Raw genomic sequence first — 23453 nt, forward strand, 5'->3', positions numbered from 1 at the left:
CCGGTAATTAGTTCACTTTCATCGAATAATTGATATCCGTTTCCGCTAAGACAGTAATCGATGCTCCCAGTTTAAAATCACGCTTCAACGAATATGAGCCTTGCGGTAGTTCCAACACCAACTCCGGTGAGACGGGATACTTTTCGAGAAGCTTTTTCAATTCTGAAGAAGTGAGCTTTACCGTCTGCTCTCCTGCAGCCGCTGCTATTTCTTTTTTAATGGGTTTGTCAGAGTCACCCTTAATAGCATTGCCGGAACCGTCTTTGAATCGCAATATACATTTAGGCACAGGACCGCTCAAATCATTTTTTAAGTTAATATGTACATTAAGTGCCTGTAATGAATCTAAAATCTGATCATCAAGGCCGAAAGGTTTATCATGAACACTACGCCTGCCGAATAAATCGGTGCCGGACATATTTATACCGAACATATCCATCAATGAAAGCGGATGATCCGACTCTACTTTAAAACCTACCGGCACATCCAAAACAAGATCAATACTTACCTTAGGCTTTTTATCTTTGAGAGTATTATACTCCGCACGGGTAATCGGAATTTCCCCCATATTAAGCGTACAGGTAAGTTGCAAATTTTTCGGATAGTCATTCATAATGCCCGCCAAGGTATTTGTAATACCGGATTCTCCCTGCTTTATAGAAAGCATAGCATTCGGAATAGCGCCCGTAAATATTTTATCCGAAGGGAATGTATCGGCAGGAAGTGCTTCTAAGGTAATATCACTCGTGTTTACCAAGTCTTTCGATATATCGCTCGTCTCTTCCGTCTTAATATATGTTGCCGTTAATTTTACACGCATTTTTGTACTTCCAAGCAGCCCCGAATCGGAGCCCGCATAAAAATACGCAGGGATTTCTTCTAGTTTTATGCCGGAATCTTTCAATTTTGAAGTCAGCTCGGATAAGTCCATCCTGCCCGTCTGTGGGAAAGAAACGGTTTGATTAGCTTTTGCCTTTAAAATAATTTCTTCCCAATCGGGATTAAACTGAATAGAACCGGATAATGTTATATCCTTGCCTGTCTCTATGTTCTTCAAGGTAAAGGTAGTGCCAGTAGTATTCGGTAAAATAATCTGAGCGTTTAAATCAAACTTAGACAGAGACTCAATATCTAAATCGAAAGCAGCCCCGCCATTACAGCTATACTCTTGTTCCGTTTTGCCGGATACGAATACTTTTTCCTGTGGTAGCAGCATTTTAAAACTCGTTGAAGAAAGCCTTATTTTTATATCATTTTCTGTAGGCAAACCGTTATCAAGTTTAATTTTTGCAGATACTGTCTTAAACTTTATCGTTTTAACCCAGTCTTTCATATCTTGCGGAACATCCTGTTCCCTATTAACTGTAAGATCGGAAGGATTTTGCAGTGTAATTTCTTTAAACTTTTTAATATCAAGCGCTAAGGTAATAGGCAGACTGTTCTGTTTCGTATATGTTGCATTATTCAGCTTTACTTTGAATGCAGGAGTATAGGAGAGCTGCTGCTTATTCAAATTTTGATTTTCCAGAGGAATGGTATTTCCTAACGGCCGATAGTCCGAAGGGATAATAGAGAAGCCGCCTACTCCACCTTGTTCTACCTTCATTTTTTCTTCTATCGTAATGCCTGACCACTCGTTCGGCATTTGCGCGGTAAACTTCATCGAACCTGCGGCAATCGTTGCCTTTTCAAATTCAGCAGGTAAGGACAGAGGGATGGCTTGAGCTGCCAAAGAAACATCAATATCAGCAGCATTTACGCCAGTCACTTTTTTTATGACACCTTCCAACTTGGTTTCCAGAGAAATAATACCGGAACCGCTTGTAAGATTTAGCGTCAATTGAAAACTTACCGTGTTGTTTATAATAATACCGTCTAATGAAAATTCAATCTTCTTTCCATCAAGGGATATAGTTCCCGGAACAGACGCTCCATTACTTTCCATCGTTGCTGCTGTAATGGTATAAGTTACAGTCGCAGAGCTTGATGATAACGTGAGCTTTGCACCGTTTTCAAAAGAAATCGCATTAAAACCTGTAAAACTGACATTAACAGACTGCCTATGTGAGAGGAACGGTGCTATACCTGGCGGGATAGTAATAGGGATTGCAGTGCCGGTATTAAACCGATTAAGTAATTCCTGATTGATACCAGACACATCTATAGGAACATCTTTCTTTTGCTGTAAATCGGGAACAGAAATCTTCTTCTCAAAATTTTGAGAAAGTGCGGCATTGTCTCCCGATCCGCCGTTTCCCAGCGGATCCCCATTGAAATACTTGCTTATATCAAGCTCTAAGGTTTGGAGCGGATAATGCACTAAATAGCGGAGTTTATCATCCCCTCCGGAAGGCTGATACCGGTACAGACGAATGTTTTTATTGTTCTTTTGCAGCGTTTCTTCAAGTTTTGTGAATACTTCAGCTTCAGTAATACTTTTTTCACCCAGCGGTACATAAACCGTCGGTTTTGCCTTTATTCTAACGCTTGAAAAAGGCTGTAAACCACAGGCGGCAGTAAAAGCCAAAGCAATAAGTATACTGATACACATAGGATATTTGCTATATTTATGATAAGACATCTTTTCCCCCTTACTTTACAGGCAGGATGCTGCCAAAAAATCATGACGGTTTAGAACGATGGTGCTATTTAATAGTTTATAGAATATACCATGTTATCTATGCAAAAACAAGAAGTTACGATAAAGAGCTACACCTAAAATAGCGTCGGAGCTTTTTATCTCGAATTTGCATAGGCAAACTCGAGTATTTACGTGTACGCGTAATGCGCGCACGACTAAAAGCTTTTTCGGAAACTGATGTTTCCTGTAAAAGTTTTTATGGGAGCAAGAAAGATAATTACATCAGGTTGTTTTTAATCTATCGAGAATTATTTTCCGATACTCATACTGAGGCTTATTGTTATGAACATAAAACTGAAAATCGGAATCTTATCGGGCATATTGGTGTTGCTATTGCTTATTGCGGCCGGAACTTTTATGCAGATTTCTAAACCGGCTGATACGCTCGAACATCAGATTGTGCTACTTGCCGGTTACGAACGTAACATACTCTACGTACGCGGTACTATATATCGTTATGGTGTTGCCGGTGTACATATCCCTTCTTCTGTTACCAGTGCGTTAAGTAAATACGAGCCCACATTAGTTGCCGTGGAATATGCAGCGGAAAAATATACGGAAAAGGATGCTGTATTGCGGAACAGCCTTTCGGAATATTTTACTTCAGCCCGTTCAATAAATGCGGAATTTACCACGCTGGTTAATGACTATAACCAGTTGGGCGCAGCAAAACCGAAGCCGTTTGATGAAAGGAAGTTGGAAACAATTGAAAAACTAATCAACACTCATGTTAATAACTTTGACACAGTATCAGGCGCATTAGAGAGCACCGCCAGCCGGTATCGTAAACAGGCAGCAATTCTTTCGGGGATATTGATTTCGGTAACCTGGCTGTTAGGTCTTTTTTGTTACATGGGCACTGGTACAAACTATTTATACCATCTTACTTGCCCGCAATGCGAAAAGACGAATTGTGCTGAAAGCGGGGCCAAAAACTGATGTTTCTGGGCAAAGATTGACGACCGGTTTGAGTGGGGTGCAAAACAGGACGGATAGAAACGGCTTATATGTTCATAAAGCAGATGGGGAATTGGTGGATGCAGGTGGTGCTTTGAAAAACTACGGCTCGGCTGATGCCACATCACAGCTACAACTTGCTTCCGAGGTATTACCTTTCCGGTCGTCTCAATCGGGACAATCAGCACAGTCGACACGCTTCACGTTCGGCAACCATGAAGCAGGGGTATCTGCAGAATCCGAGGCATCGATAACATCGTGGAAAGCGAAAAACCGTAGCGATATGGAAAACCGCTTTACTGGTAATACGCAGCCCGATACAAAGAATAGTGCTTTTGCTGAAAAACAGGCAGATCTTCTTGAGCGAAATACACAGCTGGAACAAAATCTTACCGAACTCCAACGTAGCTATGATTCACTGGAAAAGAAACACGCCGATCTGCAGGCAACATATAAAACGATGCAAGTAACAGCCGAGAAAGAGCGTACCGGATACCACCATTCGGCCGCTCAGATGAAAGAAATTCTTTCTTCGGTACAACAAACCGCTGAAAATCACCGCAGCGATTCCGAAGCGGCAAAAAAACTAGTGGAAACATTTAAAACAGGGCATCAGCTGTTCAAAACAACCCATGAGCATTTGCAGTTTATTATCCAAAATGTTTCGAAAATCCAAGAAATGTCCGAAATTATAGAAAGTATTGCAGAACAAACAAAGATGCTGAGTATGAATGCGGCAATCGAAGCGGCACATGCCGGCGATGCCGGTAAAGGCTTTGCCGTTGTTGCCGAAGAGCTGAGCCGTCTCGCCGCTGCCGCGCTGGAAAGTTCACACGATATCGGCGGAACGATAAAACAAGTAGTAACCGTCATTACCGGCATTGGAACCACCAGTGATGAACTCGATCAATCTTTCGAAAAAATTCATTTGCAAACGGATACTATTTATACATCGCTAGTAGACTTTTCATCAATGATTGAAAAAACCGGCGACGAGGCAAAAACGGCTTTAATGCACTTTTCCACCTTAGAATAGATGTTTTTGAGATTGTTGAGTCATGAGAACCTCTGAAAGCTCCGTCCGCTTTTGAGGTTCTCGATAGAGGAAATGTTTACAACTGCATACTATCCAATAATGCTTTGAGTGCGGTCACCTCTTCTGTAGTGAGCGTAACCCCCTTGCCCATCTTTTCGTGATCGGGAGACCAACTACGAAGGTCATATTTAGGGCTGCGTCCATTCCATGCTACTGAGTTTAATTCCATTGTCCATCCGCTTTTTGAAGTAGAAAGAACCCCATATTTTTGTGTAATTTCATAGCTGAATTCATCTGCCATACCTACCTCCATGTATATTGAACAAACGCATTATAAAATTTTAAGCGTTTGCTTTCATTTCTACACAAAATTTTGAACAAAATTTTGCATATTTTTTCAGGGTAAGGGTAAATGCATCAGATAAATAGATAAAAATCGCAGAATGAGGAGGCCGGGCAACCATTTGAGCCACAATGCGGCGAAATTCTGGTTGAACAGCCTCATCATTCTGCGGGGATATTCAAGAAATCTCTGATGTGTTTACCCTGTTATCCATGTATGTGTTATAACATAATCTCATCGATAGGACTAGCAAGTAAAAATTATTTTGTTATTTTTGTTATATATGCTTGACATTAATGTAATCTTTTGCTAACATAACAGTATACAAGAACTTTCTTGTAAGGAGGTTGCTATAAGTCAAAGGCGTTCGTAAAAGTATTGATAAGTGTGAATGATTTATACTCTATTTTAAACCGCTCCATCTTGCATACTCCTGGAGCGGTTTTTTTATGTAATCACCACCTCCGGCACAGAGCGTAGGCGAGAAGCCGCACCCGGTTCAACCAAACCGTTGTTCAGGTTACAGATAATGCAGTATGTTTTCAGAAAGACAAATCTCAATTATAATAGTTACCAGAAATTATATCCATTTATAATATAACATCCGGAGACTTTGATAATGTTTTACGGTGCCGTTATGCAGTTCCGGATTATTGGACAATCGGCGCAGTATACGAACGCCTTATTGAAGATATTTGTGCAGAGAACGAATCTATTGATTTTATTGTTGACACATTGGTCTCTGTTTATTCGTCATGGATTGACGGAGCAATTTCAAATTATAATACTGATTTTTTCTATCAATCCCGTGAGTATATTTTTGAATCGTGGAAAGAGGGAACTCCGCTGGAATAAGAATCAAACTTCCTAGCAGGCGCCTTTATAGTGGCTAAAATTCGCTTTTTCATCTCATTTTAAAAGAAACCGAAACAGTCTTAGTCTACCAAAATCATATCAAACTTGCCTCGCGTAATTCGGTTACTGTATATTGGTCAAGATGGATTTTCCCTGCTAATGCAAAGAATGCTTGCTTATCTTTAGGCTTTGCTTGCTTAGTATAATTTTCCGTAAAATCACCCGCCAATAGCGGCTCCGGCAGCATTTTTACTTGTTCAATAACTGACATTGGGGAGTTCTTCCTTTTGTAATTATGTTCCCATCATCCTATCATAATGCTTTTTAGATCAAAATAGGTAATTCAGAGTATTTATTTTCATTTGAGTAAAGTCACTTGACAACATGCGCATAAATACATATCATAAATTATGACATTTAAAGAAATAGAAAAGTTAATAAAAAAAGACGGCTGGTATTTACAATCTACAATAGGCTCTCATTATCATTATGTGCACGATTCTAAAAAAGGAAAAGTAACAATTCCATTTCATGGTAATAAAGAATTATCAAAATATGTTGTAAATAGTATTTTGAAGCAAGCAGGCTTAAAGGAGTAAAGAATGTATATATACCCTGCATTTTTCTATAAAGATAATGACGGTTATTCAGTTGTTTTCAAAGATTTAGAACTGGCGACCGGCGGCTCTACTTTACAAGAAGCCTTACTAATGGCTGAAGAAGCATTAACGGGAAGAGTGTATCTTATGCTGCAAGATGGTGAAACGTTACCGGCAGCTACGGAAATTGGAAATATAACAAAACCGCAAGATGCTGATTTCGTTACACTTATAAAAACCGATAAAAAATATTTGATACAAGACAAAAGTGTTCGTAAAAATGTAACACTACCTGCTTGGCTTGCAGAGGCAGCGGAAAATGCAAACCTCAATTTTTCACAGGAGCTGCAAAACGCATTAAAACAAAGGCTGCAAATAGCATTGTAATTTTATTCGAAGAGGACGCTATCTCGTTGTGTTGCGACCGGTATGATTATCGTTTTTAATCCATCACCCAACCTGCATTAATCATCTCTGAAATAGAATCAAAGGAGGCAATTGTTTCATCACTGGCAACAGGCATAATACCGCCGTCCTTCTTAATACCTTTGATAATTACTTTTCCATCAAGCTCGGTAAATATGCCGAAGTTATGACTTTCATCCTTCATTACTGCTCCATAAAATACATGCTGCAGGGTATTTTCCTGTAATGTTTCGCTCCATTTACTCATAGCATACCTCGTGTATTATCATTTATATGATCAATAGTCCATTTTTTTACCTTTGTAAGGTTAGTATAAAACTATCAATATCAAAATCTTTCATTCTCAGACTGTTCTTCAAGTATAAAGGATGCTTTGGTATTCCGGTTGCTCCAATATCAAGACATTTCCAAGACGGATTATATTTTTTTAGCAATTTATAAATATCGATAAAACAAGAGCTTAAAAATTTAATTTTCATGATATTTCCACCGAAAGCCAATAAAACTACTGGTTTTTCAATTTGTGATACTACAGCCTCTATTTTTGTCAAATTTTTTCTATGCAGTTCTTCGTTAAAGTTTTTTAAATCTTCAGGGTTTGTTGCCCGTTGGGGGTATAAATTAACCATTGCAAAGCTATCAAAACTTTCTTGCTCTGCGTAATGCATTACTTTTTTCATAGTGCTATCTGGAACCTTGGAATTTGCTGTACTAGGGTTTAGTCCTAATACAATTAATTTCTTCTTCCCTTTTTTTTCTAATAAATATCTACAAGTCAGTGGGGCATCAATATATCCTTGGTTTTCGGGATCACAAGTTATATTCATCCATTCCATATTTTACCTTTTACGACCGAATTAGAACGTCTATATATAGTATAACATTTTGTGCATTTCAAGGTAACCTGCTCTGAAAATTGAAGTTTTCGAATAGATTTATAAATTACTCCGCTGCACTGCATTCACGTTTGTCGACGGCTATAATTTTGATATAATTTGCACATTTTTGCCTCTCGGCATTAGCACTCTCTTTAGCATATGTGTTAGATAACGGATATAAATATATCGTTGATGGGTGTGGGTGTCAAGGGAGGATTTCAGGACAAACGCATCAGACCGGTTGTTTGACATCCACCTGCTTCTTTTTATTTCTTTCGATCTCTTTCTTTTTTAATATCTTTTCTATTTCGTCTCCAATATACGTGCTATCTCCATACAGTATGTTACATTTGTGACGAGGGGGTAGCGGAGGATCGCCTGCTTGAACACAGAAACAGCAGAAGCCGGTTTTTGACCGTGAGGGAAAAACACCGGTTCAAGATACAGGCTGCCGAAATGTTTCGGCAGGTTCAAGCAGGAAGCCGGAGCGGTGCCCATCATTTTACGTCCGTGTAAAATGATGGGCGCGAGTTTTGCGTTTCGCAAAACATCGCTAATCATTTTTCTCCTGCGCCGTCCATGGCGCAAGCTTTTAATCGGGGAGACTTCCCCAACCAAATAACCACCTAAACGAACAAAAAGACCTCTCTCTTCCGTATCTTTTCTCCTCATTTTATGCTATACTCCCCAGTCTTATGAATACGGAAAACTTAAATCCTGAGCAGGCGAAGGCGGTCAATACGATTAACGGGACGGTGCTGATTATTGCGGGGGCGGGGTCGGGGAAGACGCGCGTGATTACGTTTAGGATTGCGCACATGCTGGAAAGCGGGATTCCTCAGTCGCAGATTTTGGCGTTGACTTTTACGAACAAGGCGGCGCGGGAGATGGAGCAGCGGATTAAAGAGCTGACGGGTAAGAAGTTACAGAATTTAACGATTAGTACTTTTCACGCGCTGGGGGTGAAAATCCTGCGGGAATATATTGACCGGCTGGGCTGGCGGCAGAACTTTAGCATTTACGACGAGGTAGACCGCAATCAGCTGATTAAGGAGTCGGCGAAGGAACTGAAAATTGCAACGGAAACGCTCGATGTGTACGGAGTGGGGACGCTGTTTTCTCAGATAAAGACGGGGCAGAAAAATTTTACGGCGCAGACGGCGGTGTATCGTCCGCTGTACAACGAATATCAGGCCGGGCTCAAGCTGTTCAATGCGGTGGATTTTGACGATTTGATTATGCTGCCGATTAAGCTTTTTACCGAACATCCCGATGTGCTTGCGGTGTACAAGAACCGCTACCGGTATGTGATGGTGGATGAGTTTCAGGACACGAGCATCCAGCAGTATCAGATGATGCACTTAATTGCGGATGAGAATGTATGCGTGGTCGGCGATGATGATCAGTCTATTTATTCGTGGCGGGGAGCGAATTATGAAAATATCCGCCTGTTTGAAAAGGATTTCCCGCATCTGGTGGAGATTAAGCTTGAGCAAAATTACCGTTCCACCGGTACGATTTTGGCGGCTGCGAACGGGGTGATTTCGCACAATACCAACCGGAAAGAAAAAGCGCTGTGGTCGGGGAACGGCTCCGGCAAGCCGATTGAAATTTTTATCCCGGAGAATGAGGCGGCAGAGGCTGATTTTATTGCGGACACCATCCTTACGGAGAAGCTGCGCGAGAACCGGAGCTATGCGGACTTCGGTGTTTTGATCCGCACCAACGGCTTAGGGCGCGCGATTGAAGAAGCCTTCCTCGATGCCAATATTCCGTACCGGATGTCCGGCGGCACGAGCTTTTTTCAGCGCAAAGAAATTAAAGACATTATCAGCTATCTGCGGGTGATTGCGAATCCCGACGATGATATTAACCTCTTGCGGATTATCAACACACCGCGGCGCGGTATTGGGAAAAAAACACTGGAAGTGCTCTCCGCAATCGCAACGGAAAAGGAATGCTCTATCCGCATGGCGATTCATGCGCTGCTTGAGCGTCCGCCGGATGACTTCCGCGAAAAGAGCCTTGCCGATTTGGAGGAATTTGTCGAGCTGATAAGTTCCGAACGGAAACAGCTGCTGTCCGGCAAGGGCTTGGCGAATAAGGTACGGAAACTCGTGGAGCGTATTCAGTATTTTGATTATTTGACGCAGGAATTTCAGAAAAACGAAAAAGCGGCGCGCTTTAAGTTTTTGAATATCGAAAGCCTCTTGCAGTCTATCGACACGTGGGAAACAAACCCCGACAACTTTGACCCTTCGCTGTATACCTACCTCAATCGCATCACGCTGCTGAGCCGCGATGATCAAAATGAGGAAGATACCGGCGAGGTGAATATCATGACTATCCACGCCGCGAAGGGATTGGAGTTTCCGGTGGTGTTTATTGCAGGTGCTGAGGAAGGCATTATTCCCCATGCCCGTAGTATGGAAGAAAATGCAGGGGATGTGGAAGAAGAGCGCCGCCTGTTCTATGTCGCCATTACCCGCGCCCGCGACAAGCTCATTATTACAAGCTGCCGGACTCGGCGTAGGCAAGCAGGCTTGCTGGAGTGCAGCCCCTCACCGTTCTTGGAAGAAATTCCTGCGGAGCTGGTGCAGTACCATGAGCCGGACACCGAAGCTGAGGAAGAAGACATCGCCAAGATGTTTGCCCAGATGAAGAAGAAGTTTTCTATGTAAGATGTTTATACTTGTAAAAACCTGTGAACTGATATATAGTAAAGTCCATGTTAGTGGATGATAGAATTATCGCTGAAATAATCGTAAGAATTGGGCGGCATTACAATGAAAATATCGCAACGCGTTTCTTACGTCCTTTGTTTGCACAAATTCTTTCTAATATTGATTTATCACGGCACATAGTTGATTTGACCGAACATTCCGATGATTTTGTCTTACAAGGGTTTCATCTTGATGACCTCTATTATGACATTATTGCGCTTGCCCGTTTTATCTATTTAGTCCGGCGCGATGTCCTCCCCAATATTAATTCGATTGCCGAAGCAAATACTAAAATGGCGACTGCCGATAAAGTGTACCGCAATATGGCATTCAGTAATCTGGCCCCGAACCTTAACTTATTGTCTTCAATGGTGCTTGAACTTTACCGCGCAACACTCCAATATGATACAAAAATGGCTGGACGCAGCAAGACTGTGGCGAGTCGTATTACAAGCTTGGCCGACATAGAACGCCTGTTGACGGGTACCGGTATAGATGATTAAAGGAAACTATATGACTGCTGAAGAAAAATTGATACAATGTTTTAAAAATATCAAAGATCACATTCCGTACCCCCCTAAGATCGCACTAGTGCTTGGCTCCGGACTGGGTGATCTGGCGAACGAATTGGAGGTTGACGCGACTATTCCGTATGCTTCCATTCGTAATTTCCCGCTTTCTACAGCACCGGGACACCGCGGCGCATTTGTATTTGCAAAAATAGGAGAAATTCCTATCGTTATTATGCAAGGGAGAATCCACTATTACGAAGGATATCCGATGACCGATGTGGTGCTTCCTATCAGGATTATGAAAATGATGGGGGCGGAAATTCTCTTTTTAACCAATGCGGCAGGCGGGGCGAACAAAAACTTCAGCGCAGGTAATTTTATGCTGATTACCGATCATATCGCCTGCCTTGTGCCTTCTCCACTCATCGGGAAAAACTTCGAAACACTCGGTGTGCGTTTCCCCGATATGACTCAAGTTTATGATAGAGATCTCCGAATACATATCAAAGCGGCAGCAGATGCCTTGCATATTCCCCTGAAAGAAGGGGTATATTGTCAATTCACCGGACCGGCTTATGAAACGCCGCAAGAAGTTCGCCTGGCAGGGATGCTCGGCGCCGATGCCGTTGGTATGAGTACTGCTGTAGAAGCAGTCGCTGCCCGCCATGCCGGTATGCGTGTTTGCGGCGTCTCGTTCATTTCGAATCTTGCGGCAGGTATGAGCAGTTCCTTATTGAGCGAACGAGAAGTGCTGGACGCAGGAAAAAAAGCAGCTCCGCTATTTAAACAACTGGTATTAAACAGCATCGGCCGCATAGGAAAAGCATAAAACGGAATTTATTCTTTCGGAAAACGATGCCGGCAGGCGGCTTGACCGTGTAATCAGAAAATTTCTGGCGGATACTCCGCTTTCGACGTTGTATGCAGCAATCCGTAAGGGCTCCATCCGCATCAACGGCAAGCGAACAGTGCTTAACTACCGGACGGCAGTAGGCGATACATTATCGATTTCCGAAACACTCCTCTCTGCTGAAAAACAACCGGTATGGAAGCAATCAGCACCCGGTGAACAAAACCATATCTCCGGCAAACGGTGCCGTGTCTCAAGCAGGCAAACTCGCATTCATACCGATATCCCGATCTTGTTAAAAACAACCGACTTGCTCATTGTCAATAAGCCGGCGGGAATTCCCGTACATGGGGAACACAGCATTGACACGCTACTTTCCGATGCTACGGCACAATTATCCGCCGATATACCGCCTTCTACCAGCTCCGCTAGTCATCCTCTGCGAAGCCTTTCTTTTAAATCAGGGACGTTGCACCGGCAGGATAAAGATACTACCGGTGTGCTCTGTTTTTCGCAGACACTTGCCGGAGCGCAATGGTTTTCTCAATGTCTGCGGGAAAAAACGGTAGGCAAATACTACTTAGGCGTTGTACGCGGTAATCTGCAAACACAGCTTATTACCGTCGAAGACGAAAGCGGTAAAACTATCACGCAATGTTATTCGCTGAGCTACAATAGAGGGATTGATGCGTCGCTGATACTGTTTAAGCTTATTACCGGTAAAAAACATCAGATACGAAAGCATAGCGCGAACGCAGGCCATCCGTTGGTTGGGGATCGTAAATACCGCGGTGGGAATCCGCTGCCTACCTGCAAGCACTATTTACTCCATGCGTGGCGGTTGTATTTTCCCGCCTCAAGACCGGCGGATATGCCCGCTCTTATTGAAGCTCCGTTTTTTCCCGAAATGAAAACTTCTCTCAAACAATATTTTTCAGGTTGGAGAAAAGCAGCATCCGCCATTCTTACAAATCAAACTCGAGCAGCTGGCAATTTTTAATTTCCAATCGCAATAATTCCTCTGCTGAGAAAGGCTTAAAATACGTATAAATAGCCGCTGCCACCACGCCATGGCAGACAAAAAGAATATTACCGGCTCCTGTATGTTTATCCTTTACGTCTTCTATAATACTGTATGCACGGTGCGCCACCTGTGCAAAGGATTCACCCGCAGGAAATTTTAAAAAAGGATTTTTATGAATATATAAAAACTCGGGACTATTCCACGGTTTTCCTTCGAAATCACCGAAATTTATCTCTTGTAAGTGGGTATTAGGAATAGCCGTAAGCTGTAATGCCTGTTCAATATATACTGCCGTATCCCTCGCTCTTTTGAGCGGAGATACATAAATTGTCGTGATATTATTTTTTTCTTTATCTTCTTTTAACCGAGTGGCTACGGATTGCGCTTGTAGCCGCCCCTTTTCCGTTAGCATAGATTCCGAAACGCCGCATGCCAATTCTTTTACATTCCAGTCTGTTTCGCCGTGCCGCACAACAAAAAGCTTCATACTGTAAAGTATAAGCTGATTCGGCCTTCACGGCAAGGGGATAAAAAGCCTTACAGACTGTAGTTGAATGTTTCGGCAATCACCGCTTCACCCAAATCAGCACGAGCAAGCGAAATTGCTTGAGTTTTTGTTTTAGCTTTTGCAGTATGGGTAAAGGTAAATCGGTTTATTTTCCGCGCCTGTTTAAAATCCCAAATAGATACATCAGCCCGTATGGTACAGGTAAACATGATATTATCTTCTGTATTTACCGTAATATATGTTCTTCCGAAAATAAAACGATCGACAGCAGCGCCGATCTTCGCCTGCGCAGCACGGATAACAGAAGTGTCATCCGCATTAGCAAGTTCACGATATTCATCAAGCCCAACCCTAGTAAAACCGCGTTTCATAAGCCCCATAAGAAGTCGTGTCGAGGTTGTATTACTGGAAAAAATAGGCGCATTATTTTCATCATAATCAAGAATAGCAATAATAGACGGTATCCGTTTCTCCGCTGTTGCAACTTTATAAGGGAAGAAAACGGATAGATTATCGTCTGCGCCATTAATTAAAGCAGTATCCGCTCTTACCGGATAAAGACAAAATAAAAGTTTCCCGTCACATGCTCGATTGGGGGTGGGTGGTGTAAAGTATAAAAAACCATCGGAATCCGTCCGTACAAGCTCTCTTTTTAAACTGCTGCCTGTACCGGCTGATGGGTAGAGAACGGTGATAGGATAATTATCAAGCGGGAACTGTTTTCCGGGTATGGTAATGACAATACGTGCTGTAAATGGCTGTGTGAACGGAGATCCGGCATTCGTAGGTGCGGGTTTATTGATCACCTCTATGGAAATAGACTCCAATAACGGTTTTATTCGATTGCGAGCATCGATAAGGCTCGCATCAGCTTCTTGCCCATTGCACGATTCATAAATAGTACTAAACAATGCAAGCCCTTTATGTACATCGTGATTTTCAACAGCCTGTGTAAGCTCTGAAAGCAGCCGTACAGCTGTTTGCGTCTCTGACGATGTTTCGGTAATTTTATTACCCAATCCCTCTGTTTGAGAAGATCGTTTCGAGTATTCTTGTTCAGAACCTCCACTTAGGTCCGTTACCGGTGATACAGTAATACCTTGTGCGGCACTGGACGCACAAGAAATGGATAACAATAAAAAATAGCAGCAACACAGTACAGATACTATACGATACATACACTAACGCCTCAATTTCGTAGAAAAAATCAACTCTTATATCGGATATTTTATAGAATCCTTTAGGAATACAACGGACAACCGATACTCACAATAACACGATATATTACGTCGGTAAGAAATTCTTTGGGAGGAGAGTCATGCTTGATACGTTAGAAGTAAAGTTCTTGCTTATTATTTTAGTAACTACGGGAATTCTATTCATTATTGTCGCTTTCTTCCTTGGAACGAAGATTGGTAAACTCATTGCCAGCAGACACCTCACAGCAGAAATTAAAACAGCTCGAGAAGATGCTATTAAACGGTCGCGAGCCGTACTAAACGGACAACTCTCCGAACAATTTGCGGCGTTCTTCCCTGGCTTTCCTGCCGATCCGACTGAAATTCGGTTTGTTGGAAAACCGGTCGACTTTGTCGCATTTCCGGGGATATCGACTGGAACAATTAATGAAGTGCTGTTCGTCGAAGTAAAAACCGGCAATGCGGTGCTCTCAAATATTGAGCGTTCATTGCGCGATGCCGTCGAAAAGAAGAATGTCCGCTACACCGAGTACCGTATACCCAGTGCAGCAGAATAACATCCAAACTTTCGCGGTCTTATGCAACGAAGCTTTCAAGTTCGTGCTGATGACCTATCGACTGCAGCCGTTCAAGCGCCTTTTTTTCGATTTGGCGAATACGCTCTTTGGTTAAATTAAACCGTACACCTACTTCTTTTAATGAAAGCTGCTCATGCCCGTTTAAGCCGAAGCGGTAGCGGAGGATCTCTGCCTCCCGTTCTGTCAAGGATGCGAGCAACGCATCGACATTCTCACGGAGATCAATATCAAGTGCATAGCTTTCAGGCTGCATATAGCGGGTATCTTCAACAAAATCGCCAGTACTGGCACCGTTGTTATCATTAAATATCGGTGCATCCAAAGAAACGGGGTCACGGGCAGCATTCATAATTGTCCGTACCATTTCAGGTTCAATGCGAAGATCTTGAGCGATGGCTGTAAGTTCTTTATCTTCCGGTTCACTTCCGCTCTTTCCCATAATCTTGCGGGCTTTTTCAATCTGTACCAACTCGTTTGCTCTGTTTAACGGAAGTCGAATCATGCGAGATTTTTCGCAGATAGCTTTTAAAATTGCTTGGCGAATCCACCATACCGCATACGAAATAAACTTGTACCCCTTATCGGGATCAAAACGGTCGGCAGCATTCATCAGCCCGATATTACCTTCGCTGATTAAATCCATAATCGGGATATTCTTATTTTGATATTTTTTTGCGACATTGACCACGAATCGTAAATTCGATTCAATCAGTATTTTTTTTGCCTTTTCATCTCCGGCGGCAGCTGCTTTTGCGTATTTTACCTCGTCTTCTACCGACAACAGCGGTATCTTGTTTATCTCTCTCAAATAAGTTGCAAAGATATTATTATCCGTACGCGTATTCTGTATTCTTTCCATAAGTCAAAACTCCTTGCAAATGAAGTATACGGTTTTCCGGTGCAATGCAGCGGGAACTCGCCGATCAATAAGGTGCTTTATCAATCACCTTGATTAAACCCTGTATATCAATTATTAAAGCAAACAAGATGCCAAGTTTTTCTCTATACAAACATGGCATAATTAAGGCAAAAACAGCTACAAAGTCGCCTTATTACGGACATTTTAGACATGGAATCATAAAAATAGGAAAAAAACTTGCCTTTTTACATCTTTGTTTGTATATTTAACTCAACCTTATACGGCTCAAATGACACACTCAGTATGAATAAAAGTAAAACTGGGTTAAATTGACACAGTCGTATCCGGTTAAAATGCCCCCGGATGCCAAGCGGGGCATATTTTTTTGCTACCGAAAAGTACATTATGATAGGAGGTTCTTACATGAAAGTACGGCCATTAGCAGACCGTGTTTTAGTAAAAGTCGATAAGGTAGAAACTAAAACCGCAAGCGGAATTATCATTCCCGATACCGCACAGGAAAAAACACAGACGGCAGTTGTCGTTGCCGTCGGCGATGATAAAGAAAAGATTAAGGTATCGGTCGGTCAAAAAGTGATGCATGATAAATATGCAGGGACACAAATTAAGATCGATGGCGAAGAATACTTGATATTAAAGGCTGGCGATATTGTTGCTGTAATTGAATAATTACGCCTACGCTGTTACAGCGCAGAGCCCAGCCGAAAAACGGCAGATATTAACTGCTCCGCGCGAATGAACCGGTATAGCCTAGAGGTATACCGGTTATTTTTTTATACGCTGAAACTTAACGACCTTGCTCCAAATAACGCGGAGTAAAAATCTTATCGGGTATATTCATATTATATTGCATTTTTATAATGTTAATGGTTGTCGATGTATTTGTTGCAAGAGTGGTCATTTTAGTAACCCGCGGGGTATCCACACCTTGGGTTGTCTCGTAATTGCTCATTTCCATGATTTTTACCAATACGTTTTTTCGATCATAAAAGGCAATTTTTACCAGATGTTTGGTATTTTTTTCTACCCACACATTGGTTTTAGAATATTCCGATTTTGTATCCTTAGGGATACCTTCAATAACATAACAGAGAGTTCCGCCATACTCTTCTTCGCGCAGCAGTTTATACGTATCCAAACTGCTGTCCCGCTGCAAATACGACATGTCATTATATGAAAAATCGGTACCGAGAAAACTTTCGGTTCCTTCCGACTCACCGGTAATACGGCGTACTTTTCCAAGCGAGGGTAGATAAATCCGCTGATCGGTAACTCCGTCTTTTGCAATCATCAAAAAACGTGTCCCCTTTACATTTGCAGGCGCTTTGATTTCCAAAAAGGTGCGGTGATCATTTTCTTTTTGCACGGAATATTGATCGACCAACAGCTCTGCCATCGTCGTTCCATTCCGCTGAATTTCCATCTTTGCCCGCGTCCCGATCGTTTCAATCGTTATTTTTGACGGAGCGCCCTTCATAATGGATTCAGCGGTTTCTTCGGCAAAAAGCACTGTGATGCTGCAGAGCAATAAAAAACAAAGCATTAGTAATTTTTTCATCGTTATATACCTCCATAAAAATCTTTTAAAAAAATATCAAAGCCTACGGTTCTGTACTATCCCCCGGTAAGGCTTTAGTAATAAACCGCGGCTTTACAATCGAAAGGATAGTCGGTAGTACCGTTAAGCTTGCGAAAGAGCTCGTCGCCATTACCAAGGCAATCAGCAAGCCGAGTTCTGACAGCATATTAAACTTTGAAAGCATTAAAACGGCAAAGCCTGCTCCGACGGATACCGCATTAAACAGGATTGCCTTACCGGAACCGTAAAATGTGTGGATAAGAAAATTCCGGTCGTCGCGCCGTTTGGTACATTCATGATGATAAGCCGCCAAATAGTGGATGGTATAATCGATACCGATACCGATTGCAAAACTCGCGACCATCGCCGTCCCGATATTGAGTTTTATACCGACAATTCCCATAAACCCGAAGTTCAGCGCAACGGATATCATCAGCGGGATAATTCCGATAATACCGGCGATAATAGACCGGTAATAAATCGCTAAAATGAGAAATACGATACCGAACGATACCGCCACGGAAATCAGCTGAGACTGTACCACAAGGGTATTTAACGACTGTTCGATGAACATTGAGCCGTTTGCTTCTACGGATATGTCCTTGGGAAAATTGGCCTTAACATACGCCATTATCGCTTGCAAGGCTTGTTCGCTATCGTGTTGACCAACCGTTCTGAGCTGAATATTTACTTTAAGCGTAGCAGGGGTATGTATGTCATCGATAAAATCCTGTACGTTGCCGCCCATAAGCAAGAGGTAATTTTGAATAAGCATTGAAAGTTCTTCCTGCGTCTCTTTGCCGTATTTTTGAGGATCCGTAGGAATTTCGTAGTAGGCAGCACCTTTATAATTGATATCTTTCTTTAACGCATCAATCACCTCGGTCGCGGAAACATACCTGCCGCGGCGGGCTGCTTGAGCAGCTGCAAGTTTCTCGATGATTTCGGGAAAAGTATACGCCCGTTCTTTTTGTGTTTCTACGCCAGTGTTCACCACCGTATCGGTTACGGCAGAATTTGCAGTTTTATCAAGAGGAGTCGTTGTGTCATCGTCTCCAAAATCGCCAAAATCCCCAAATGTATCTTTTTCTCCCTTTTCGGTAGAGTTTGCACCGGTAGGCGTAAGTCCTGCCGCAGGCGCATCCGCGTTATACACTTGATTGAACCGTTTAATAACATCCGCCAGTGAGGTAACTTTTCCAACTTCGGGAATATTTTCTTCCGCATATACGGCAAGAGAATCGATCGCCTGTAATACATCGGGCCGGATAACATCACCCTGTTTGGTACCTTTAATAATTAAATTCAGCAATTTAGAACCGCCGAAATTTTCGCGGATAAAGGTATCGGATCGAACGACCTGTACATCCGGTTCAAAGTATTCCATTAATACGTTATCGATAACGAGTTTTGAAATTCCCAACCCCGCAAAGATGATACAACCAAGGCTGATCAGCAGCACGCTCCGTTTATGTGCATGGACAATCATCAGTGTATCGGCAATAATCCGATCGATAATACCGGTATGGCTCGGTTGAACGCCGAAACGCCCTCCGATGGTCGGATTACGGGGGCCACGCAAAATAAGAATTGCCGGGATAAGCGTTACCGCAACGATAAAGGCAGAAAGTACGCCGAAGCTCGAAAATATACCAAACTCAAAAATGGGGACGACGCTTGTAAAGCAGAACGAGACGAAGCCTGCAAAGGTCGTAAGCGCCGCCAAAAAAACCGGCGGAATAACCCGTGACATAGCTTCAACAATCTGCGCTGAGTGAGTTTCTCGAGAGATTTCCTTACTCTGTGTTACTTCATCAAAATAGTGATTGATAACATGGATGCCATACGCACTGCCGACGGCAATCAGAATAACGGGCAGTACCGTCGAAAGGATGGTCAACGGAATTTGCAGCAACGCCATCGCACCGATTGCCCAAATACATGAAATAATAACGGTGAGCAGCGGCAAGAACACGCCGGTAAATCTTCTAAACGAAAAAAACAAGACGCCCGCCACTACGATGACGACGATAGGCACAAGGAACATTAAATCATGACTTGTTGCTTCGTTGACAATTTCACTGAATACCGGCGCTCCGGTTACGTAGGCAACGGAATCCGGAAAGTCCCATTCCTCCGCGATACTCATCACTTTACGACACACGGCAATCGTTTCCGGTGAGCCGCTTTCTTCTTGTTTTACATTAAGGAAGATAATAGTCTGTGTTGCTTTTAAATCGTCGGAAACCAAACTGCGGTTATAGGTATCCAACGAGCGAAGTCGTTCGGTAATTGTGTTCAATTCTTCCGGCGAACCGGTTAAATGTTCCGGCACAAGTTTTCCACTTACAATTGAATCGCCTGCAGCTTCGATATGGGTTGTCGTCGTAAGCGAAACGACACTTTTTACAAGTGGCAACGCAAGCAATTGCTTATCCAACTCCTGCATCTTTTCTAAAAATTTATAATCAATTATCGTTGAATAACGCCGTTGAATACCGATGAGGAGCGGTACCGAATCCCCGAATATCTTTGCCATCTCGGCATCCGCTATTCGTGCAGGATCGCTTTCCGGTATAAAACGAAAATTATTATTATCAAATCGGATACGCGGAAGCTGCAACGCAAAAAAAAGCGTAATGCCGAGTATAATACCTAAAATAACACGAGGATGTTTGTATAGTTTTTTAACCAGTGCGTTTTTCAAATTCATAAGCACCTACTTTGACAAGCGAGATACTCTAAAGCTAAGATATTTAAAGAATCCCGAAAATTAATTAAGAGTCCCTATACTATACTCCCATCCGAGTAAAGTCAAGGTTGCGCCTTACCTTGACGTATGGACGAGCCTGTTCCGGTTTTTATCACTTCAATCTTTTGCGGGATGCGGCTTTGCAGTTCGCCGACATGAGAGATGATGCCGACCATCCGGTTCCCGCGTATTTCGTCTAAAATCCCGACAGCGTTTTCCAGGGCTTTTTCGTCGAGCGACCCGAAGCCTTCGTCGATGAACATCGAATCTATTCTGATACCGCCTGCCCGCGCTTGAATGGAATCGGCAAGGCCGAGCGCAAGACTGATCGAGGCCATAAATGTTTCCCCGCCGGAGAGGGTCGCGGAAGGGCGGCATTTACCGGTATAGGCGTCGGCGATTTCCAAGTCGAGACCTCGGTATGCGTTCCCTGCGCCGTGCTCTTCGCTGACGGCAAGCCGGTACCGTCCCTCGCTCATCCGCTCAAGTCGTTTATTTGCAAACACGGTTACTTCGTGCAAAAAGGCGGAAAGAATCCACGTGTCGAACTGGAGTTTCCGCGGATTGCTGCCGCAGAGGTCTTTCGCAAGGGCTACCCAATTTTGCTCCTCCGCTGTTTTAACTGCAAGAGCTTTGGTCAGTTCCGTGTGCTGGGTGTGCAGCTCCTCCAGCTTTGCTTTTTCCGTATTGAGGACTTCGAGCCGCGCCTGTATTTCATCATACCGTTGGCGCAGGGCTTCGACGGCGATTTCCAGCTCATCGAGGTCGCGCGGCTCCGTCGCGGTAACGTCTTTTTCCAATCCGGCCGCCGCCTGCTTGTACGCCGCGTACTGCTCATAAAAGGTGTCGATTTCGGTTTTCCACTGCGCAACTTCCGGTTCGCTGCACACGGCTTGCTGTAGATCTTCCAAATCGGCAAAACCTTCCTTTATATACGCGGCTTCGAGCTGCGCTGTTTTTTCGCTGCGCTGCTGCGAGCGTTCCTGTCCGTGCGTTTCCGCTGTGGAAAGTTCTCCGCGGATCCGTTCAAGGTTTTGCGTTGCTTCGGCAACATCGGTATGGTAGGCGTTGATAGTCAGCTTGAGTTCCTGCAGCAGCGCTTCGCATTGCTCCAACGCGGTTTCCGCATCGGGGACTTCGTATTGCTCCGGTGCAGTCTTGCCGGCAGGGGCATCGGGGGCTTTGGCTTTGCCGCCGGTTCCCTGTTTGCCGAAGTCTTCCTGTTTGTCCAAAATTTCCGTGTCCGAACTCAACTGAACGCTGCGCCGATTTTCGGGTAGCTGAGAAAAAGCTTGGTTAAACTGGCGGCGTTTTTCTTGCAGCGCGGCGGAAACTCCGCTTAAGCGTTGTTCCGCGCTATGGTGCTGCTGCGTACATTCCTGCCGCTCCCGCTGCAAACGGCGGGCTTCTTCTTCCAGCGTCTTTTGTTCGGCAAAGGCTTTGCGGGATGCGTTGTACGCTTGCACCGCCTCGTTGATCTGCTGAGCGGTTTCCTTAATGCGGCTCTCCGCCGCATCCTTTCCTTCCGGAAAGGGCGTCGCGCTGCATTCTTTATACCGCAGCTGTAAATCAGCCGCCGCTGCCGCCCGTTCATCTATTTGTTTTTGATAATTTGTATACGAAGCCTCCGCACCGGCGAGCGCCGTCTGCGCTTTTCCTTTTTCATGTTGCAGTTTTGCTGCGCTCCGTTTTGCCGCTTCTATCCGCTCGTCAAAGCTGAACGCACTTTGTGCAGCTTCTTGAGCCGGTGCGGGGTGATGTACCGAACCGCAGACGGGGCAGGGACTTCCTTCTTCGAGGTGTTCCGCGAGCGCCGCCGCTGCACGCTGCCGTCCCGCCGCTTTTTTTTCTTCTTCTATTCTATCGATTTGTTCCGTTTGAATATCACAGTCGCGGGCGAGCTCTGCAAGCTGTGTCCGCGCATTATCCGCGGCCTGCGCATAGCTGTGCAAAAAGGTATTGAGCTGTTCCTGTTTGCATAACATCTCGTGCAGCTGTTTTTCCATGTCGAGCCGGGTTTGCAGGTTGCGGTAGGCGTGTTCCCGCTCATCAAGCGCATCGACGGCAGGAGCAAGGATGGCGGTTTTTTCCGTAACGGCGGTGAGCTGCGCTTCGATACGCTGCAGTTGCGCTTGGGCGGCAGCAGCGGCGCGTTTCAGGTTATCTTCTTCGGCTTGTTCCGCTCCGATTTCCTGTTCCAACACGGCAGCTTTCCGCAGCGAATCGATGACGGCATAGAGGTTGTCCCGCTCTTGCTCTTTCGCGGTGATCTCGTTGTGCCGTTCCTGCAAAGCGTTCATACGGGCGGTCAGTTCTTCCATGCGTTCCCGTTTTTCCCGTATCTGCCGTTCGTCCGCCGCACATGCCGCTTCCAACTCAAGGAGCTGATTTACGTGGACGGCGAGCGGGGCCGCCCGCTGCGCTTTTTCGATCTTCGCTTTTAAATTGCGGATATCCTCTTCGCGGATGCGGCATGCTTCCAGCTCTTCGGTAACCCGCTCCAGCTCTTTTCGCTTCTCTGCGAGTATTTTTTCCTGCTCAAGCTCGGTATTCTTTGTCTGTAAGGCGGTCAGGATACCGCCGTGTTCATCCCTGATACGGTCAATTTCGTTCAGCAGCTCTGCGCGGTCGCTCTCGTAACGATGGTAGACAAAGCGGGTATGCAGGGTTTCAAGGTTTGCTTCTATTGTATGCGCTTCCTGCTGCAACGTGTCTGCGCGGAGCTTCGCTTCCTGCATTAAATCCGAGTAGCGTTTGATGGGAAACAAGTGCATCAGCGTCTCTTTTTTATCGCTCGACTGCGCCCGCAAGAACTGCGCAAATTCTCCCTGCGGCAAAAGGACGATGCGGCTGAACTCTTTGTCGGAAAGTTTAATCAGATTTTGGATTGAAGCATCGGTTTCCCGCTTGTTAGTCGATGAGCGGTTTTCCCAGCTGCCGTTTTCGTAGCATTCGAGGGAGACTTCTTCCGGTGTTTCCAGCTTTCGGCCTTCTTTGGTATACGGCAGCTGCCGTTTTATTCGGTACAGCTGCGCTCCGATAAAAAAGGTGAGTATGACATCGGAGACTGCATAGTCGTCTGCAAAGTGGCTCCGCAAATTCCGCATAACGCC

Annotated in this window: 22 protein-coding genes; 10 read left to right on the forward strand and 12 right to left on the reverse strand. The window is 44.2% G+C overall.

The annotated features are described in order from the left end of the window. Positions 1 to 7: 7 nt before the first annotated feature. Entirely contained in the window at positions 8 to 2551 is a 2544-nt protein-coding gene (locus GWP43_RS13085) for a hypothetical protein (RefSeq protein WP_162664515.1), read from the reverse strand. Between the two features lie 372 nt (positions 2552 to 2923). Between GWP43_RS13085 and GWP43_RS15085 the strand changes: the two genes are divergently transcribed. Continuing rightward, positions 2924 to 3580 carry a hypothetical protein gene (locus tag GWP43_RS15085; RefSeq protein ID WP_230977724.1) on the forward strand — a complete coding sequence of 219 codons (657 nt, stop codon included), beginning with the start codon at positions 2924 to 2926 and terminating at the stop codon, positions 3578 to 3580. Positions 3581 to 3617: 37 nt separating this feature from the next. Then, positions 3618 to 4634 carry a methyl-accepting chemotaxis protein gene (locus GWP43_RS15090; protein ID WP_230978163.1) on the forward strand — a complete coding sequence of 339 codons (1017 nt, stop codon included), beginning with the start codon at positions 3618 to 3620 and terminating at the stop codon, positions 4632 to 4634. 76 nt (positions 4635 to 4710) lie between these two features. Here GWP43_RS15090 and GWP43_RS13095 read toward each other — a convergent pair whose 3' ends face one another. Both GWP43_RS13095 and GWP43_RS14310 read right to left on the reverse strand, forming a co-directional pair. Then, positions 4711 to 4935: a YdbC family protein gene (locus tag GWP43_RS13095; protein ID WP_162664516.1), complete on the reverse strand. Its 225-nt coding sequence runs from the start codon at positions 4933 to 4935 to the stop codon at positions 4711 to 4713. Between the two features lie 991 nt (positions 4936 to 5926). Then, positions 5927 to 6103: a hypothetical protein gene (locus tag GWP43_RS14310; RefSeq protein WP_203232418.1), complete on the reverse strand. Its 177-nt coding sequence runs from the start codon at positions 6101 to 6103 to the stop codon at positions 5927 to 5929. A 139-nt stretch (positions 6104 to 6242) separates the two neighbouring features. On the opposite strand from GWP43_RS14310, the gene GWP43_RS13100 reads away from it, so the two are divergent. After that, the gene (locus GWP43_RS13100; RefSeq protein ID WP_162664517.1) at positions 6243 to 6431 is read left to right on the forward strand and encodes a type II toxin-antitoxin system HicA family toxin; all 189 of its coding nucleotides are present in this window, start codon (positions 6243 to 6245) and stop codon (positions 6429 to 6431) included. A 3-nt stretch (positions 6432 to 6434) separates the two neighbouring features. Continuing rightward, complete coding sequence (locus GWP43_RS13105) at positions 6435 to 6818, forward strand: type II toxin-antitoxin system HicB family antitoxin (protein ID WP_162664518.1); 384 nt, start codon at positions 6435 to 6437, stop codon at positions 6816 to 6818. Between the two features lie 55 nt (positions 6819 to 6873). On the opposite strand, the gene GWP43_RS13110 is transcribed toward GWP43_RS13105, so the two are convergent. From GWP43_RS13110 to GWP43_RS13120, 3 genes are all read right to left on the reverse strand, one after another. Beyond that, entirely contained in the window at positions 6874 to 7104 is a 231-nt protein-coding gene (locus GWP43_RS13110; RefSeq protein WP_162664519.1) for a hypothetical protein, read from the reverse strand. A gap of 46 nt (positions 7105 to 7150) precedes the next feature. Further along, the gene (locus tag GWP43_RS13115) at positions 7151 to 7693 is read right to left on the reverse strand and encodes a DUF1643 domain-containing protein (protein WP_162664520.1); all 543 of its coding nucleotides are present in this window, start codon (positions 7691 to 7693) and stop codon (positions 7151 to 7153) included. A gap of 345 nt (positions 7694 to 8038) precedes the next feature. Then, entirely contained in the window at positions 8039 to 8407 is a 369-nt protein-coding gene (locus GWP43_RS13120; RefSeq protein ID WP_162664521.1) for a hypothetical protein, read from the reverse strand. Positions 8408 to 8430: 23 nt separating this feature from the next. On the opposite strand from GWP43_RS13120, the gene GWP43_RS13125 reads away from it, so the two are divergent. The 4 genes from GWP43_RS13125 to GWP43_RS13140 all read left to right on the forward strand — a co-directional run bounded on the left by GWP43_RS13125 (position 8431) and on the right by GWP43_RS13140 (position 12820). Continuing rightward, a complete protein-coding gene (locus GWP43_RS13125; protein WP_162664522.1) occupies positions 8431 to 10416 on the forward strand; it encodes an ATP-dependent helicase in 1986 nt (661 codons plus the stop codon). 47 nt (positions 10417 to 10463) lie between these two features. After that, positions 10464 to 10961, forward strand: coding sequence for a hypothetical protein (locus tag GWP43_RS13130; RefSeq protein WP_162664523.1), 498 nt, complete (start codon positions 10464 to 10466; stop codon positions 10959 to 10961). A gap of 10 nt (positions 10962 to 10971) precedes the next feature. Further along, positions 10972 to 11799: a purine-nucleoside phosphorylase gene (locus tag GWP43_RS13135; protein ID WP_162664524.1), complete on the forward strand. Its 828-nt coding sequence runs from the start codon at positions 10972 to 10974 to the stop codon at positions 11797 to 11799. A gap of 88 nt (positions 11800 to 11887) precedes the next feature. Beyond that, on the forward strand, positions 11888 to 12820 hold the full coding sequence (locus GWP43_RS13140) for an RluA family pseudouridine synthase (protein WP_230977725.1): 933 nt from the start codon (positions 11888 to 11890) through the stop codon (positions 12818 to 12820). Here GWP43_RS13140 and GWP43_RS13145 read toward each other — a convergent pair. Beyond that, positions 12786 to 13331, reverse strand: a complete 546-nt coding sequence (locus GWP43_RS13145) for a histidine phosphatase family protein (RefSeq protein ID WP_162664525.1) — start codon at positions 13329 to 13331, stop codon at positions 12786 to 12788. The genes GWP43_RS13140 and GWP43_RS13145 overlap by 35 nt on opposite strands. A 50-nt stretch (positions 13332 to 13381) precedes the next feature. Continuing rightward, positions 13382 to 14530 carry a hypothetical protein gene (locus GWP43_RS13150; protein WP_162664526.1) on the reverse strand — a complete coding sequence of 383 codons (1149 nt, stop codon included), beginning with the start codon at positions 14528 to 14530 and terminating at the stop codon, positions 13382 to 13384. 140 nt (positions 14531 to 14670) lie between these two features. On the opposite strand from GWP43_RS13150, the gene GWP43_RS13155 reads away from it, so the two are divergent. Then, complete coding sequence (locus GWP43_RS13155) at positions 14671 to 15108, forward strand: Holliday junction resolvase-like protein (protein WP_162664527.1); 438 nt, start codon at positions 14671 to 14673, stop codon at positions 15106 to 15108. A 19-nt stretch (positions 15109 to 15127) separates the two neighbouring features. On the opposite strand, the gene GWP43_RS13160 is transcribed toward GWP43_RS13155, so the two are convergent. Then, the gene (locus GWP43_RS13160) at positions 15128 to 15988 is read right to left on the reverse strand and encodes a sigma-70 family RNA polymerase sigma factor (RefSeq protein ID WP_162664528.1); all 861 of its coding nucleotides are present in this window, start codon (positions 15986 to 15988) and stop codon (positions 15128 to 15130) included. Positions 15989 to 16411: 423 nt separating this feature from the next. Here GWP43_RS13160 and GWP43_RS13165 point away from each other — a divergent pair, with 423 nt between their 5' ends. Beyond that, on the forward strand, positions 16412 to 16678 hold the full coding sequence (locus tag GWP43_RS13165; RefSeq protein ID WP_006188806.1) for a co-chaperone GroES: 267 nt from the start codon (positions 16412 to 16414) through the stop codon (positions 16676 to 16678). Positions 16679 to 16796: 118 nt separating this feature from the next. Here GWP43_RS13165 and GWP43_RS13170 read toward each other — a convergent pair whose 3' ends face one another. The 3 genes from GWP43_RS13170 to GWP43_RS13180 form a co-directional block, all read right to left on the reverse strand. Next, complete coding sequence (locus GWP43_RS13170; RefSeq protein ID WP_162664529.1) at positions 16797 to 17567, reverse strand: outer membrane lipoprotein-sorting protein; 771 nt, start codon at positions 17565 to 17567, stop codon at positions 16797 to 16799. 43 nt (positions 17568 to 17610) lie between these two features. Further along, the gene (locus GWP43_RS13175) at positions 17611 to 20301 is read right to left on the reverse strand and encodes an efflux RND transporter permease subunit (protein ID WP_162664530.1); all 2691 of its coding nucleotides are present in this window, start codon (positions 20299 to 20301) and stop codon (positions 17611 to 17613) included. A gap of 101 nt (positions 20302 to 20402) precedes the next feature. Then, positions 20403 to 23447, reverse strand: a complete 3045-nt coding sequence (locus GWP43_RS13180; protein WP_230977727.1) for an SbcC/MukB-like Walker B domain-containing protein — start codon at positions 23445 to 23447, stop codon at positions 20403 to 20405. Between the last annotated feature and the right edge of the window lie 6 nt (positions 23448 to 23453).

The sequence above is a fragment of the Treponema vincentii genome (assembly GCF_010365865.1).
Lineage (GTDB): Bacteria > Spirochaetota > Spirochaetia > Treponematales > Treponemataceae > Treponema.